The following is a 13,760-nucleotide window of genomic DNA, read 5'->3' on the forward strand; positions in this document are numbered from 1 at the left end:
CCGGAAAATTTTTTCGCCGACCTGAGCTGTTTCTCGATGTTCGCGTGACATGGGTCATGAAAGCAGCACTGGCCCATCGTCCACCGACTCTCCGATCATGGCTTCCATCCGTCTCACGTATCGGCGCCGTCCGGCGCCCGCCCGTCATCTGCCGCGCGCGTCGCGCCTGGCCGCGCCGGGCCGTCTTGCCCGCCGGCTCGCCGGCGCGGTCCTGCTGTCGGCACTGCTGCCGCTGCCCGCGCTGGCCGACACCGACGCCGATGCGGCGCCCGCGGCGCAGCGCGCGTCGCGCCGCGCGTTCGACATTCCGGCCGGCCCGCTCGAAGCGGCGCTGAACCGGTTCGGCCGCGACGCAGGCATCCTGCTCGCGTTTCCGGCCGAGCTGACGGCGGGCCTGACGAGCGGCGGCGTGCACGGCCGGTTCGACGTCGACGGCGCGTTCGATCGCCTGCTGGCCGGCACGGGGCTCGTCGCGCTGCGCCAACCGGGCGGCGGCTACACGCTGATGCGCGCCGACGGTTCGGCGGCCGGGCCTGTCGCGGCCGGCGCTGCGCCGGCCGCCGAGTTGCCGACGATCAACGTGCGCTCCAGCGCATTGCGCGCCGAAAGCTATCGCGCGCCGAAGGAGGCCGGCGTACTGCGCTCGGACATTCCGCTGCTCGACACCGCGCAGGCCGTCAACATCGTGCCCGCGCAGGTGCTGCGCGACCAGCGGCCGCGCAATCTCGACGACGCGCTCGGCAACGTGAGCGGCATCACGCAGGGCAACACGCTCGCGGGCACGCAGGACACGATCATGAAACGCGGCTTCGGCGGCAACCGCGACGGCTCGATCATGCAGAACGGCATGCCGCTCGTGCAGGGCCGCGCGTTCAACGCGGCGACCGACAGCGTCGAGGTGCTGAAGGGGCCGACGTCGCTGCTGTACGGGCTGATGGACCCGGGCGGCGTCGTCAACGTCGTCAGCAAGCAGCCGCAGCTCACGCGCTACAACGCGATCTCGCTCGGCGCATCGACGTTCGGGCACGGCAAGAACGGCGGCAGCGCGACCTTCGACTCGACCGGGCCGGTCGGCGATTCGCGGCTCGCGTACCGGCTGATCGTCGACCAGTCGAACGAGCAGTACTGGCGCAACTTCGGCGAGTACCGGCAGACCTTCGTCGCGCCGTCGCTCGCGTGGTACGGCCGCGATACGCAGGTCGCGGTGTCGTACCAGTACCGCAAGTTCCATTCGCCGTTCGATCGCGGCACCGCGCTCGATCCGCGCACCAATGCGCCGCTCGACATTCCCGCGCGGCGGCGCATCGACGAGCCGTTCAACAACATGGACGGCGAATCGCATCTCGCGCAACTGAGCGTCGATCACCAGTTCAACGCGGACTGGAGCGCGCATGTCGGCTACAGCTACAACCGCGAGACCTACGATGCGAACCAGTTGCGCACGACCGGCGTCGATCCGGTGAAGGGCACGATGACGCGCAGCAACGATGCGACGCACGGGTCGCTCAGCACCGACAGCTACGGGATCGGCTACGTGACCGGCAAGCTGTCGCTCGCGGGGATGCGGCACGACGTGCAGGTCGGGTTCGATACCGAATACCGCCGCATCTATCGCAAGGACATGCTGCGCCAGGCCGTGAAGACGCCGTTCAGCTATGTCGACCCGGTGTACGGGCTGCTGCCGCCGTCGAGCACGGTGTCCGCGAGCGACAGCGACCAGACCGACACGCTGCACGATGCGTCCGCATTCTTCCAGGACACCCTCCACCTGACCGACAAGTGGATCGTGTCGGGCGGCATCCGCTACATCACGTACAACCAGGTCGCGGGGCGCGGCCGGCCATTTACCGCGAACACCGATCTCAGCGGCTCGAAGTGGTTGCCGCGCGCGGGCGTCGTCTACAAGTGGACCGATTCGTTCTCGCTGTACGGCAGCTATTCGCAGTCGCTGAAGCCGTCGTCGTCGATCGCGCCGATGACGGGCTACATCATCGACGGCGCGACGCCGCCCGAGGAAGCGACCGCGTGGGAAGTGGGCGGCAAGCTCGACTTGGCCGGCGGGATGACCGGCACGCTCGCGCTGTTCAACATCGACAAGAAGAACGTGCTGGTGTCGCAGTACAACGACGCGACGAAGCTGACCGACTGGCGCACGTCGGGCAAGGCGCGCTCGCGCGGCGTCGAGCTCGACGTCTCCGGCAAGCTCGGCGAACGCGTGAACGTGATCGCGAGCTACGCGTACATCGACGCGAAGACGACCGAGGATCCGCTGTACGCGGGCAACCAGCTGTGGAACGTCGCGCGTCACACCGCGTCGTTCGCGGCGGTCTACGACTTCGGCACGGTGGCGGGCGGCGACGACCTGCGCCTCGGCGCGGACGTGCGTTACGTAGGTGCGCGCCCCGGCGATTCGGCGAACAGCTTCACGCTGCCGTCGTACGTGCTCGCCGATGCGTTTGCGACCTACGACACGCGGATCGGCAAGCAGAAGCTGTCGTTCCAGCTCAACGTGAAGAACCTGTTCAACCGCACGTACTACCCGTCGAGCGCGAACCGCTATTTCGTCGCGGTCGGCGACGCGCGCCAGGTGTCGCTGCTGACCACGATGCAGTTCTGACCATGCAATCGCCGCGCGGCCGTGACGTCGGCGCGCGGCTTCGGAGAAGATCCAGATGAAGCTGAAGATGAAGAACGGCGCGCGCCGCCGCCTGTTGCGCGCGATCGCGGGCTCGGTGCTCGCGATCGGCGCAGGCCTCGCCGCCGGCGTATCGGCGCCCGCCTTCGCCGCCGATGCGCCGCCGGCCGTGACGCGCGTCGCGATGCTCGTGCAGCTGCACGGCCCGAACCTCAAAGTCGACGAACGCATCGGCCAGCATCTCGGCGAACGCGGCTACGCGGTGCGCCTGATCGACGAGGCGGCCACGCCCGATGCGGCGCGCGACGCCGATCTGGTCGTGATCTCGTCGACGGTCTCGTCGAAGAACGTGCGGCCCGGCTGGCGCACGCTCGACAAGCCGCTCGTGACGTGGGAAAACGACCTGCTCGACGATCTCGCGATGACGGGCAAGCGGCACGACGCGGACTTCGGCGAAACGGGCAAGGAGCGCTACCTGTGGCTCGTCAATGCACCGCATCCGATCGCGGCCGGGCTGCCGGCCGGCGCGACGAACGCGTATGGCAAGCAGGCGCCGATGAGCTGGGGCAAGCCGGGGCTCGGCGCGATCACGATCGCGACCGTGTACGGGCAGCCCGACAAGGCCGCGATCTTCGCGTACGAGAAGGGCGCGACGATGGACTACGAAACGCTCGCGCCGGCGCGCCGCGTGATGTTCTTCCTCGACAACGACACGTTCACGAACCTGTCGCCGGCCGGCGTCGCGCTGTTCGACGCGGCGGTGGACTGGGCGGCCGGGCGGCGTTGAGCCGCCACGTGTCGATCACGCGGCCGGCCGCGTCGCGCGCCGCCGCGATGCCGCCTCGATCAGTTGCGCGAGCGTTTGCGCGGGTTCCGACATCGTGCGCCGCGCGCGATGCACGAGCCCGATGTCGCGATGGAACGTGTGATGCCCGAGGTCGATCGCGCGCACGCCGGCCGGCCAGCGGCGATACACGGCGGTTTGCGGCACGATCGCGACGCCGACGCCGTGCTCGACCAGCTTGACGATCGCGTCGAGCTCGTCGAGTTCGCAGGTGTCGCGCACCGCGATGTGCATCTTGCGCAGAAAGCGGTCGACCTGGCGACCGCCGAACGACGCGCGGTCGTAGCGCACGAACGGCTCGTTCGCGAGCAGCGCGGCCCAGTCCTTGCCCTTCACGCCGCGCGGCACGATCAGCCGGAACGGTTCCTGCGCGAGCGTCGTCCAGTGCAGGTCGCTCTGCAGCGCGAACGGCGGGCGGATGATCGCGGCCATGTCGAGCTCGCCCGCGTCGACCCGGTTGACCAGCTCGATCGACAGCCCCGGGATCACGCGCGTGCGGCACGCGGGGTGCCGGCGATGGAAGTCGGCCAGCGCGGCCGGCAGCAGCGCGCTCTGCACCGACGCGATCGCGCCGATCGTCACGCGCACGGCGGCAGGCGAGCCGGGTGCGGTCGAGCTGAGGTTCTCGTACAGGCCGATCAGCGCCTGCGCCTGGTCGAGCACGTGATGGCCGCGCTCGTTGAGCCGCGCCGAGCGCCCTTGCCGGTCGAACAGCGCGAAGCCGAGTTCGGCCTCGAGGCGCTGCATCTGCGCGCTGACGGCCGCCTGCGTGAGCCCGATACGATTGCCGGCCGCGGCGAAGGTGCCTTCCCGGGCGACGGCGACGAGGGTTTTCAGTTCGCGGATCATTCATCGATTCCATTTGTGAATCGCAAAACTATATATTGATTTAATTTTTGCTCGGCCTTGTCTACCATGATGCCGTCCTCGCGCCACGCGAGCGTTTCTTCACGAGGCCATCATGAGTCTTTCCCCGTTTCACCTGGCGATTCCCGTCCACGACCTGCCGGCCGCGCGCGATTTTTACGGCCGCGTGTTCGGGCTGGAAGAGGGACGCTCGAGTGCGCAGTGGGTCGATTTCAACTTTTACGGGCATCAGCTCGTGATTCACGAGCATCCGAAAACGGCGTCGCAGGAAGGCGCGCATACGAATGCGGTCGACGGCCACGACGTGCCGGTGCCGCATTTCGGGATCGTGCTCGACTGGGCGAGCTGGGAAGCGCTGGCCGAGCGGCTGCGCGGGTTCGGCGTGACGTTCGTGATCGAGCCGTACGTGCGGTTCCAGGGGCAGGTCGGCGAACAGGCGACGATGTTCCTGTTCGATCCGTGCGGCAATGCACTCGAATTCAAGGCGTTTCGCGACATCGGGCAGTTGTTCGCGAAGTGACCGGCGGCGGCGCCAGCGCCGATTGACGTTGGGTGCGAGAATGCGGCCTTCGGCCCGGCCGCGCGCAGATGCGACGGCCGGCACCGCGCCGCACGGTATGGGTCCGTGCGCATCGTTTTCCAAGGAACCCGTATGGACAGTCACATCGCGCCGGTGGCGCTGAACAAGGCCTACCGTCTCCTCAATCACGGCCCGACCGTGCTCGTGTCGGCCCGCCACGACGGCGTCGACAACGTGATGGCCGCCGCCTGGGCGTGCGCGCTGGACTTCCTGCCGCCGAAGCTGACGGTCGTGCTCGACAAATCCGCGAAGACGCGCGAACTCGTCGAGCGCAGCGGCACGTTCGTGATCCAGGTACCGACGGCCGCGCAATTGCAGCTCACGCATGCGGTCGGCAGCCACAGCCTCGCGGAGCGGCCCGACAAGCTGCGCGAAGCGGGCGTCACGCTGTTCGACGTCGACGGCCACGACCTGCCGTTCGTCGCCGGCTGCTCGGGCTGGCTCGCATGCAGGCTGATTCCGGAGCCGCACAACCAGCAGACCTACGACCTGTTCATCGGCGAGGTGGTGGCTGCGTGGTCCGACACGCGCGTGTTCCGCGACGGCCACTGGTATTTCGAATCGGCCGATCCCGCGCTGCGCAGCCTGCACTACATCGCGGGCGGCAATTTCTATGCGATCGGCGAATCGCTGCACGTCGATCCGGACGCGCAGTAAGCGCCGAACGACGACCTTTCCTGCCTCGGGCGCGCGGCTTATGCGCGCTTTTTCAATTCCGCCAGCATGAGGTCGGCGAACGCCTGCGCGACACGCGGCAGTGTGCGCCCGCGCTTCGCGACGAGCGCGATCGGCCGCACGAACGCCGGATCGTCGATCGGCTTCGCGACCAGGTCGGGTTCGGCGCGCACCTCGCGGGCGGTCCCGGGCAGGATCGTCACGCCGAGGCCGCCGCGCACCATCGCGACGGCCGTCATCATGTAGGTCGGCTCGCACGCGATGTCGGGCGTGCAGCCGGCCGCTTGCAGCGCGGCATCGACGACGCTGCGCACGCTCGTGCCCTGCGCGGTGAGCACGAGCGGCACGCCGGCGACGTCGGCGGTGGCGACGCGGCGCTTGCGCGCGAGCGGATGATTTTTCGGGCACACGGCGACGAGCCGGTCGGCGCCCGCATACAGCACCTCCAGCGACGCATCGAACGTATCGCCGCCGGTCAGCCCGAGATCGGCTTCCTCGTTGCGCACCAGCGCGGTGACGAGGCTCGCGACGCCGTCGCGGATCTCGAAGCCCGCGCGCGGCACGTCGCGCCGGAACGACTGGATCAACTCCGGCAGCACGCTGGACGCGAAGGTCGGCAGGCACGCGAGCCGCACCGTGCCGCTCGTGCCTTCGCCAAGCGCGCGCGCATCGCGCAGCACGCGTTCCATGTCGTCGAGCGAGCGCTGCAACAGCGGCAGCAACTCGCGCCCGGTCTGCGTGAGCGCGACGCTGCGGCTGTTGCGGTCGAACAGGCGCGCGCCGACGATGTCCTCGAGCCGGCGGATCTGCACGGTCAGCGCCGGCTGCGACAGATGCAGCCGCGCGGCGGCGCGCGTGAAGTTGCCGGCGTGCGCGACGGTGACGAACGCGCGAATGTCGCGGAGATTCAGATCCATAACGATTCGTGATTGCTGCGATCAAATCATTTCAATTGTGCTATCGCTGCGCCGACCTTACGCTCGTCTCCAACAAAAGACAAGGTAGGAGACACAGATGCTGCCGTTACTCGGGCTTGGCACGATCGTCGTGCTGCTGGCCGCGATTCTGTCGAAGCGGATGTCGCCGCTCGTCGCGCTGATCGTCGTGCCGATCGCCGCATCGCTGCTCGGCGGCTTCGGGCTGCACACCAGCAAGTTCGTCATCGACGGGCTGAAGGGGCTCGCGCCCGTGGTCGGGATGTTCGTGTTCGCGATCCTCTATTTCGGGACGATCACCGACGCCGGCACGCTCGACCCGATCATCGACCGGATCCTGCGCGCGGTCGGCACGCGGCCGACGCGCATCGTGATGGGCACGACGCTGCTCGCGCTGCTGATTCACCTCGACGGCTCGGGCGCCGTCTGCTTTCTCGTGACGATTCCGGCCGTGCTGCCGCTGTACGACCGGCTGAAGATGGACCGGCGCGTGCTGGCCGCCGCCGTGTCGATGGCCGCCGGCATCAACTTCTTGCCGTGGACCGGGCCGATGATCCGGGCGTCCGCGTCGCTGCACCTGCCGGTGTCGGCGCTGTTCAATCCGCTGATTCCGGTGCAGGCGATCGGGCTCGTGTTCGTGTTCGGCGTCGCGTACTGGCTCGGGCGGCGCGAGGAGAAGCGGCTCGGCCTGTCGCGCGACGACGCGTCGATTCCGCTGCCCAAGCGCGAACTGACGGCCGACGAGCAGGCGTTGCGCCGGCCGCACCTGTTCTGGTTCAACCTCGTGCTGACGCTCGTCGTGCTCGGCACGATGGTCGTGATGGGCGAGAAGATTCCGCCCGCGATGATGTTCATGGTCGGGCTGTGCATCGCGCTGATGGTGAATTACCCCGACGTCGACATGCAGCGAAAGCGCATCGACGCGCATGCGCGTGCCGCGCTGATGATGGCCGGCATCCTGCTCGCGGCCGGCGTGTTCACCGGCATCATGCAGGGCAGCGGGATGCTGAAGGCGATGGCGCAGGCGGCGGTCGGCTTCGTGCCGCCGTCGATGGCCGGCCACATTCCGGTGGCGCTCGGCCTCGCGTCGATGCCGCTCAGCATGCTGTTCGATCCCGATTCGTTCTACTTCGGCGTGCTGCCCGTGATCGCGGAAGTGGCCGGCCAGCTCGGCGTGCCGGCCGTGCAGGTCGGACAGGCGGCGTTGCTCGGCCAGATGACGACGGGCTTTCCGGTCAGCCCGCTCACGCCCGCGACGTTCCTCGTCGTCGGCCTGTGCGGGATCGAGCTGGCCGAGCATCAGAAATTCACGTTTCCGCTGTTGTTCGGCGCGTCGATCGTGATGACGATCGCGTGCGTCGTGCTCGGCGTCTTTTGATTCTTCCCGGCGGGCGTTTCGCCGGACGACGGTACGGACATGACAGCAAAGCAACCTGAACGGCGCGTGCGCATCGGCGCGGGCGCCGGCTACTCGGGCGACCGGATCGAGCCCGCAGTCGAACTGGCCGAACACGGGCAGCTCGACTACCTGGTCTTCGAATGCCTGGCCGAGCGCACGATCGCGATCGCGCAGCAGGCGCGGCGCAACGACCCGGCGCTCGGCTACGATCCGCTGCTCGATGCGCGGATGCACGCGGTGCTGCCGGTCGCGGCGGCCCGGCGCGTGCGCATCGTGTCGAACATGGGCGCGGCGAACCCGCGCGCGGCCGCACGGCGTACCGCGCGGATCGCGCAGTCGCTCGGCATCGCGGGGCTGAAAGTCGCGGCGGTCGAAGGCGACGACGTGCTCGACGTCGTGCTGCGCGGGGCGTTCCGCTTCGAGGAATCGGGCGACGCAGTCGCCGCGTATCGCGACCGCATCGTGTCCGCGAACGCATATCTCGGCGCCGCGCCGATCGTCGATGCACTCGCGGCCGGCGCGGACGTCGTGCTGACCGGGCGCGTCGCCGATCCGTCGCTGTTCGCCGCGCCGCTGATCCATGCGTTCGGCTGGCGGATGGACGACTGGGACCGGCTCGGGCAGGCGACCGTCGTCGGCCATCTGCTCGAATGCGCGGGGCAGGTGACGGGCGGCTATTTCGCCGATCCCGGCTACAAGGACGTGCCGAATCTGGCGCGGCTCGGGTTCCCGATCGGCGAGGTCGCGGCCGACGGCGCGGTCGTGATCACGAAGGTGCCGCATGCGGGCGGCCGCGTGAGCGCGGCGACCTGCAAGGAACAGCTGCTCTACGAGATTCACGACCCGGCACGGTATCTGCAACCCGACGTCGTGGCCGATTTCACGCGCGTGGCGGTCGCCGAGGAAGCGGCCGATCGCGTGCGCGTGACGGGTGGGCGCGGCACCGCGCGGCCCGATACGCTGAAGGTGTCGGTCGCGTATGTCGACGGCTGGATCGGCGAAGGCCAGATCTCGTACGGCGGCCCCGGCGCGCTCGCACGGGCGCGTCTGGCGCTCGACATCGTTCGAGAGCGGCTCGCGCTGACCGGCGTCGCGGCGAGCGAGCTGCGCTTCGACCTGATCGGCGTCGATGCGCTGTATGGCGACGCGACGCCGGCCGTGCGCGGCGAGCCGGCCGAGGTGCGCGTGCGGGTGGCCGGCCGCGCGGCGAACGCCGCCGAAGCCGCGCGGATCGGCAACGAAGTCGAGACGCTCTATACGAACGGGCCGGCCGGCGGCGGCGGCGCGTTCAAGTCGACGCGCGAGGTGATCGCCGTGCAGTCGGTGCTGCTGCCGCGCGCGGCCGTGACGCCGTCGTTTTCATTCGTGGAGGCCTGATGCAACTGCGTGAACTCGCGCATGCGCGCACCGGCGACAAGGGCAATACGCTGAACGTGTCGGTCATCTGCCGCGATCCGCGTCATTACGACCATCTGCGCATGCATGTGGATGCGGAAACGGTGAAGGCATGGCTCGCGGGCATCGTGCACGGCGACGTCGTGCGCTACGAACTGCCGGCGCTCGGCGCGTTCAACTTCGTGCTGCGCGATGCGCTCGGCGGCGGCGTGACGCGCTCGCTCGCGCTCGACGCGCACGGCAAGTCGGTCAGTTCGGCGCTGCTCGCGATCGAGGTGCCCGACCCGGCGTGACGACGGCGTGACGACGGCGTCGCGGCCCGGACGCGGCAGGGCGCTTACGGAATCAGCAGTTCGCGACGGCCGTCCGCGTGCTCGATGCGCTCGCCGGCGATCTGCAGGCGCTGATCCCGACGATAGTCGTACACCGCCCGCGACGCGGCGAGCTGATCGAAATCGAGTTCGATCGCGTGCCGCGATTCGGTGTTGCCGGCTTCGAAGATCAGGTCGCCGAACGGGTCGACCGCGAGGCTGCCGCCGGCGAACACGACGTCGTGGCTGCCGCAGCCGACGCGGTTGGCGACCGCCGCGAACACCTGGTTCTCCATCGCGCGCGCCGTCACCGACGTGCGGTGGACGTTGCGGTACGGCTCCATGTTGCCGTCGGTCACGAGGATCAGTTGCGCGCCGAGCGCGGCGAGCGCGCGGCCGGTTTCCGGGAATTCGCTGTCGTAGCAGATCAGCAGGCCGATCCGCACGCCGCGCCATTCGACCGTCGCGTAGCGGTCGCCGGGCAGCACGACGCCGTGCTCGCTGACCCACAGGTGCGTCTTGCGGTAGCGCAGCGCGATGCCGTTCGGCGTGACGAACACAGTCGTGTTGTAGAAGCGGCCGCCATCGTTCTCGATCAGCCCGACCACGACCGCGACGTCGCGCGCGCGGGCGGCCGCGATCACCGCACCGACGCTCGGGCCGTCGAGCGGCTCGGCGAGTTCGGCGAGATTCGACGGATCGAGGAAGCCGGTGAGCTGCGCTTCCGGGAACATCACGAGGTCGGTGCCGGGTGCGCAGGTCGCGATCGCTTCGAGCGTGCGCCGCAGGTTGGTGGGCGTGTCGCCGTCGCGGCCGGCGAGCTGCACGATGTCGAGCTTCAGCTTCATGGGTGGTTTCGGGGGCAGTGGCCCGTCGCGACAGGCGGCGGAGCGGTTGGAACGAGGTCCTAGTATGCGCCGAACCCTGTCGTTGCCCATCCCGCCGACGTGCTAACCCGTTGGGGGTATTGATCTCGTGAACGACGTGCGGGCAGCCATGAAAAAAACGCCGACCCTTCGGAAAGGGTCGGCGAACAGGTCCTGACTGACGAGGAGGTGCCATCAGAACCCAGGCCAGCGTCTGCCGCCCGTTTCGTGTCGAACGGGCAGACCGGATCGGATCGCGCAAGGATAGGGGCGTGCCGTTCGTTTGCACAGAAGGCGCAGCCGATAGCGCGTATCGGCGGTACGGGAGGGGCGCAATGCGGGCCGCGAACGCGTCACGCCACCCGATCGTCACGTATCGGTCTGCGCCTTCAGGAACAGCGCAAACAGTTCAGACTGCGAATTGATCGCGAGCTTCACGTAGATGTTGCGCCGGTGCACCTTGACCGTTTCGGCCGAGATGTCCAGCTTGCTCGCGACTTCCTTGTTCGAGCGTCCGCTCAGGATCAGCCGGATCACGTCGAGCTCGCGCGCGGTGAGCGGCGTGCCGAGCCGTGCCATCGCGTGCTCGAAGCCGTTCCCGGCATCGGCGCCGGGCCGGCGCGACGGAGCCGGTTCGGCCAGCATGGGCTCGTATGCGAGGCGCTGGCGCATCAGCGCGGCGACCCACGGCCGCACCAGGTCGAGCAGTGCCACGTGTTCGGGGCTGAAGCGCCGCTTGCTGCCGAGCGACAGGCACAGCGTGCGCGTGTCATCGAGCACGACGTTGAACTGCACCTCGTCCTCGACGACGTTGTGCGTGAAATAGCGCGTGTAGTACTCGGTGTCGCGAAAGCACTCGGGCGCGACGTCGGACAGCCGGAACAGGCCGCTCGTCGGCGCGTCGCGGTTCGCGATGTAGAACGGGTCCAGCAGGTACAGCCCCTGCACGTAGTCGCGGAACAGCGGATCGGGGCCGCCGCCTTCGTATGCGCATTCGGCGAACACCTGCGGGCGGCCGTCGCCGAACATCAGCGCGACCCAGCTGTCGACCGCGACGTATTCCTCGATCAGCCGGATCAGCGACAGCCAGAAACCCGGCTGGTCGAGCGTCTCGATGAGCCGCCCGACCGAGCGGTGCCAGGCGACGTCCTGCAAGGTCAGGTTCATGCGGGTGTCCATGTCGGGGCGGCCGTACGGCGCTTGCGGTGCCGCGCCGTGCGTGGACGCGCCGGCCTCGCCGGCCGATTCCCGCGCGCATCGTACGGAGCCTGGAGTGAAGAACGAGATCGTAACGCCGGCCGACGCGATTGGCGAGGCCGTGCGGCGTGGCCGGTGCGCGGCACCGGTATCGCGCCCCGGCAACCGTGATCGTGCACACTTGCAACTTTCCGCAACGTTTCTTTCCGACCAGAACGAACCTCGTCATGACCGTCCCGCACCGGAACACACGTCTCGAGCCGCTCGCGGCTTCGCTCGCCGCACTTGGCGCACTCGCGGTACTCACGGCGCTCTCCGCGCCGTCGCCCGTTCATGCGGCCGAGCCGGTCCAGCTTGACCGTTCGTTGAAGACCTTCGTCCACGACACGTACGGCAACTGGCGTGCCGACCGCAAGGGTTGGCAGGCAGACGGCGACGATTTCATCTATGCGCCGTGCGGTTCGCTGCGCGTCGCGACCGCGGACGGCCCGCGCACGCTGCTCGCGATGTGCGGCGAGACCGAGGCTGCGGTACAGAACGGAATGCCGGGCATGGATTCGGACGCGTCGACCGGCGCGATCGATTTGTACGTGCTGAAGCCGACGGCCGACGGCAAGACGCTCGAGCCGATCGTGAAGAAGACGCAGATCGCGTCGGGCCAGCGCGGCGAGCCCGGCACGGTGCGCATCGAGCGGCTCGGGCCGCACCTGTTCGGGTTCGTCATCGGCGAAGGGGACATGCGGCAAGGCTATACGCAAACCTTCCGGTCGATCTGGCTGCCGTACGGCAATGCGCTGGTGCTGGCGGCGGCGCGCATCGACGAGGCGCTCGACAATGCCGAATCGAGCGAATGTGCGAATGCGCGGGCGCGTTGCGAGGAACGGCGCTTCGAGATCGCGCCGGACCTGGCCGGCGCCGGCGACGTCTATCCGCTGACGGTCACGGAAACGGGCACGCGCGGCGGCAAGGCCATCCACGCGCGCCATACGGTGAAGTTCGACGCGGCACGGGGCCGCTACGTCGTGCCGAAGGCATTGCGCGAAGGGTACTGATGCTTCGCGCAGGCACGGGCGGCATGGCGCCGCCCGCGCCTCACACGTACAGATAGCGCACGAGGTGGAAGAACACCGGCGCGGCGAAGCAGATCGAATCGACGCGATCGAGCATCCCGCCGTGGCCGGCGATCATCGAGCCCCAGTCCTTCGTGCCGAGCGAGCGCTTGACGGCCGACAGCACGAGCCCGCCGACGAAGCCCGCGATCACGATCGCGAGCGAGATCCCGAACGCCGCGCCGAAGCTGAACGGCGTCACGCGATACAGCGAGGCGCCGCACAGCGTGGCCAGCAGGCCGCCGCCGACGAAGCCCTCGATCGTCTTCGACGGCGACAGCTGCGGCGCGATCTTGCGGCGTCCGAACAGCTTGCCGACCACGTATTGCAGCACGTCGCTGATTTGCACGACGAACAGGAAGAAGAACAGCAGCAGCGCGTTCTGCCCGGCGTAGCGCGGGATGTCGAGAATCAGCACGGCCGGCGCGTGGCTCAGCCCGTACACGCACACCATCAGCGCCCAGTTGATCTTCGCGTTGCGGCTCAGGAATTCGCGCGTGTCCTGCGTGAGCGCCGACACGAGCGACATCGCGAAGAACAGGTGCACCGGCACGAAGATCGAGTACATCCCGTACCAGTTGATGCCGAGCAGCAGGTACTGCACGGGGATCGCGACGAAGAACGCGATGAAGAGCGTCGTGTGGTCGCTCGCGGTGGTCGGCGTGAGCGTGATGAATTCGCGCAGCGTCAGGTACGACAGCAGCGCGAACACCAGATACGTGACGTTGTTGCCGAGGCCGATCGCGACGGCCATGATCGCGATCATCGCCCACCACGCGCGGATGCGCTGGTTCAGGTTGACGATGGTCGCGCTCGTGCCGCCGCTGCGCGCGCCGAGGATCGCGCCGATCACGGTCGCGACGACGAGCACGCCCGTGACGCCCGCGACCAGTTCCCAGAAGAGGGTTCGCATGGTTGATGTCCGGAAAAGGAAGAAGGGGGCGCCG

The 13,760-nt window shown here is 68.6% G+C and carries 13 protein-coding genes; 8 read left to right on the forward strand and 5 right to left on the reverse strand.

Features of this window, described 5'->3' with window-relative positions; genetic code table 11:
- Positions 1–49: 49 nt before the first annotated feature.
- Together DFS13_RS26555 and DFS13_RS26560 are read left to right on the forward strand one after the other, a co-directional pair.
- Positions 50–2,617, forward strand: a complete 2,568-nt coding sequence (locus DFS13_RS26555) for a TonB-dependent receptor (protein ID WP_111442292.1) — start codon at positions 50–52, stop codon at positions 2,615–2,617.
- Positions 2,618–2,672: 55 nt separating this feature from the next.
- On the forward strand, positions 2,673–3,422 hold the full coding sequence (locus DFS13_RS26560; RefSeq protein WP_111442293.1) for a hypothetical protein: 750 nt from the start codon (positions 2,673–2,675) through the stop codon (positions 3,420–3,422).
- 15 nt (positions 3,423–3,437) lie between these two features.
- On the opposite strand, the gene DFS13_RS26565 is transcribed toward DFS13_RS26560, so the two are convergent.
- The gene (locus DFS13_RS26565; protein WP_111442294.1) at positions 3,438–4,328 is read right to left on the reverse strand and encodes a LysR family transcriptional regulator; all 891 of its coding nucleotides are present in this window, start codon (positions 4,326–4,328) and stop codon (positions 3,438–3,440) included.
- 112 nt (positions 4,329–4,440) lie between these two features.
- Here DFS13_RS26565 and DFS13_RS26570 point away from each other — a divergent pair, with 112 nt between their 5' ends.
- Both DFS13_RS26570 and DFS13_RS26575 read left to right on the forward strand, forming a co-directional pair.
- On the forward strand, positions 4,441–4,866 hold the full coding sequence (locus tag DFS13_RS26570; protein WP_059721295.1) for a VOC family protein: 426 nt from the start codon (positions 4,441–4,443) through the stop codon (positions 4,864–4,866).
- Positions 4,867–4,998: 132 nt separating this feature from the next.
- Entirely contained in the window at positions 4,999–5,583 is a 585-nt protein-coding gene (locus tag DFS13_RS26575; protein WP_006481567.1) for a flavin reductase family protein, read from the forward strand.
- A 38-nt stretch (positions 5,584–5,621) separates the two neighbouring features.
- Here the strand turns inward: DFS13_RS26575 and DFS13_RS26580 are convergent, their stop codons facing one another.
- Positions 5,622–6,518, reverse strand: coding sequence for a LysR family transcriptional regulator (locus DFS13_RS26580; RefSeq protein ID WP_111442295.1), 897 nt, complete (start codon positions 6,516–6,518; stop codon positions 5,622–5,624).
- A 97-nt stretch (positions 6,519–6,615) separates the two neighbouring features.
- On the opposite strand from DFS13_RS26580, the gene DFS13_RS26585 reads away from it, so the two are divergent.
- The 3 genes from DFS13_RS26585 to DFS13_RS26595 are packed head-to-tail and all read left to right on the forward strand — an operon-like array spanning position 6,616 to position 9,623.
- Complete coding sequence (locus tag DFS13_RS26585) at positions 6,616–7,914, forward strand: CitMHS family transporter (RefSeq protein ID WP_006481569.1); 1,299 nt, start codon at positions 6,616–6,618, stop codon at positions 7,912–7,914.
- Positions 7,915–7,953: 39 nt separating this feature from the next.
- Positions 7,954–9,312: an acyclic terpene utilization AtuA family protein gene (locus DFS13_RS26590; RefSeq protein WP_006497543.1), complete on the forward strand. Its 1,359-nt coding sequence runs from the start codon at positions 7,954–7,956 to the stop codon at positions 9,310–9,312.
- Positions 9,312–9,623, forward strand: a complete 312-nt coding sequence (locus tag DFS13_RS26595; RefSeq protein ID WP_058901356.1) for a hypothetical protein — start codon at positions 9,312–9,314, stop codon at positions 9,621–9,623. Before DFS13_RS26590 ends, DFS13_RS26595 begins: the two co-directional genes overlap by 1 nt.
- Before the next feature lie 44 nt (positions 9,624–9,667).
- Here DFS13_RS26595 and DFS13_RS26600 read toward each other — a convergent pair whose 3' ends face one another.
- Both DFS13_RS26600 and DFS13_RS26605 read right to left on the reverse strand, forming a co-directional pair.
- Positions 9,668–10,489, reverse strand: a complete 822-nt coding sequence (locus DFS13_RS26600; protein ID WP_111442296.1) for a carbon-nitrogen hydrolase family protein — start codon at positions 10,487–10,489, stop codon at positions 9,668–9,670.
- A 387-nt stretch (positions 10,490–10,876) separates the two neighbouring features.
- On the reverse strand, positions 10,877–11,674 hold the full coding sequence (locus DFS13_RS26605; protein WP_060263219.1) for a LuxR C-terminal-related transcriptional regulator: 798 nt from the start codon (positions 11,672–11,674) through the stop codon (positions 10,877–10,879).
- A 257-nt stretch (positions 11,675–11,931) separates the two neighbouring features.
- Between DFS13_RS26605 and DFS13_RS26610 the strand changes: the two genes are divergently transcribed.
- Complete coding sequence (locus tag DFS13_RS26610) at positions 11,932–12,756, forward strand: hypothetical protein (RefSeq protein ID WP_060263220.1); 825 nt, start codon at positions 11,932–11,934, stop codon at positions 12,754–12,756.
- A gap of 40 nt (positions 12,757–12,796) precedes the next feature.
- Here the strand turns inward: DFS13_RS26610 and DFS13_RS26615 are convergent, their stop codons facing one another.
- Positions 12,797–13,726, reverse strand: a complete 930-nt coding sequence (locus DFS13_RS26615; protein WP_006481850.1) for a phosphatidate cytidylyltransferase — start codon at positions 13,724–13,726, stop codon at positions 12,797–12,799.
- Between the last annotated feature and the right edge of the window lie 34 nt (positions 13,727–13,760).

Source organism: Burkholderia sp. 28_3 (assembly GCF_003253915.1).
Taxonomy (GTDB): Bacteria; Pseudomonadota; Gammaproteobacteria; order Burkholderiales; family Burkholderiaceae; genus Burkholderia; species Burkholderia cenocepacia.

Bases quoted from the DNA above. Each gene is read 5' to 3' on its own strand.
- DFS13_RS26590 (WP_006497543.1), top strand. From the start codon at position 7,954: ATGACAGCAAAGCAACCTGAACGGCGCGTGCGCATCGGCGCGGGCGCC.
- DFS13_RS26555 (WP_111442292.1), top strand. From the start codon at position 50: ATGGGTCATGAAAGCAGCACTGGCCCATCGTCCACCGACTCTCCGATC.
- DFS13_RS26565 (WP_111442294.1), bottom strand. From the start codon at position 4,328: ATGATCCGCGAACTGAAAACCCTCGTCGCCGTCGCCCGGGAAGGCACC.
- DFS13_RS26615 (WP_006481850.1), bottom strand. From the start codon at position 13,726: ATGCGAACCCTCTTCTGGGAACTGGTCGCGGGCGTCACGGGCGTGCTC.
- DFS13_RS26560 (WP_111442293.1), top strand. From the start codon at position 2,673: ATGAAGCTGAAGATGAAGAACGGCGCGCGCCGCCGCCTGTTGCGCGCG.
- DFS13_RS26595 (WP_058901356.1), top strand. From the start codon at position 9,312: ATGCAACTGCGTGAACTCGCGCATGCGCGCACCGGCGACAAGGGCAAT.
- DFS13_RS26585 (WP_006481569.1), top strand. From the start codon at position 6,616: ATGCTGCCGTTACTCGGGCTTGGCACGATCGTCGTGCTGCTGGCCGCG.
- DFS13_RS26570 (WP_059721295.1), top strand. From the start codon at position 4,441: ATGAGTCTTTCCCCGTTTCACCTGGCGATTCCCGTCCACGACCTGCCG.
- DFS13_RS26580 (WP_111442295.1), bottom strand. From the start codon at position 6,518: ATGGATCTGAATCTCCGCGACATTCGCGCGTTCGTCACCGTCGCGCAC.
- DFS13_RS26610 (WP_060263220.1), top strand. From the start codon at position 11,932: ATGACCGTCCCGCACCGGAACACACGTCTCGAGCCGCTCGCGGCTTCG.
- DFS13_RS26605 (WP_060263219.1), bottom strand. From the start codon at position 11,674: ATGAACCTGACCTTGCAGGACGTCGCCTGGCACCGCTCGGTCGGGCGG.
- DFS13_RS26575 (WP_006481567.1), top strand. From the start codon at position 4,999: ATGGACAGTCACATCGCGCCGGTGGCGCTGAACAAGGCCTACCGTCTC.
- DFS13_RS26600 (WP_111442296.1), bottom strand. From the start codon at position 10,489: ATGAAGCTGAAGCTCGACATCGTGCAGCTCGCCGGCCGCGACGGCGAC.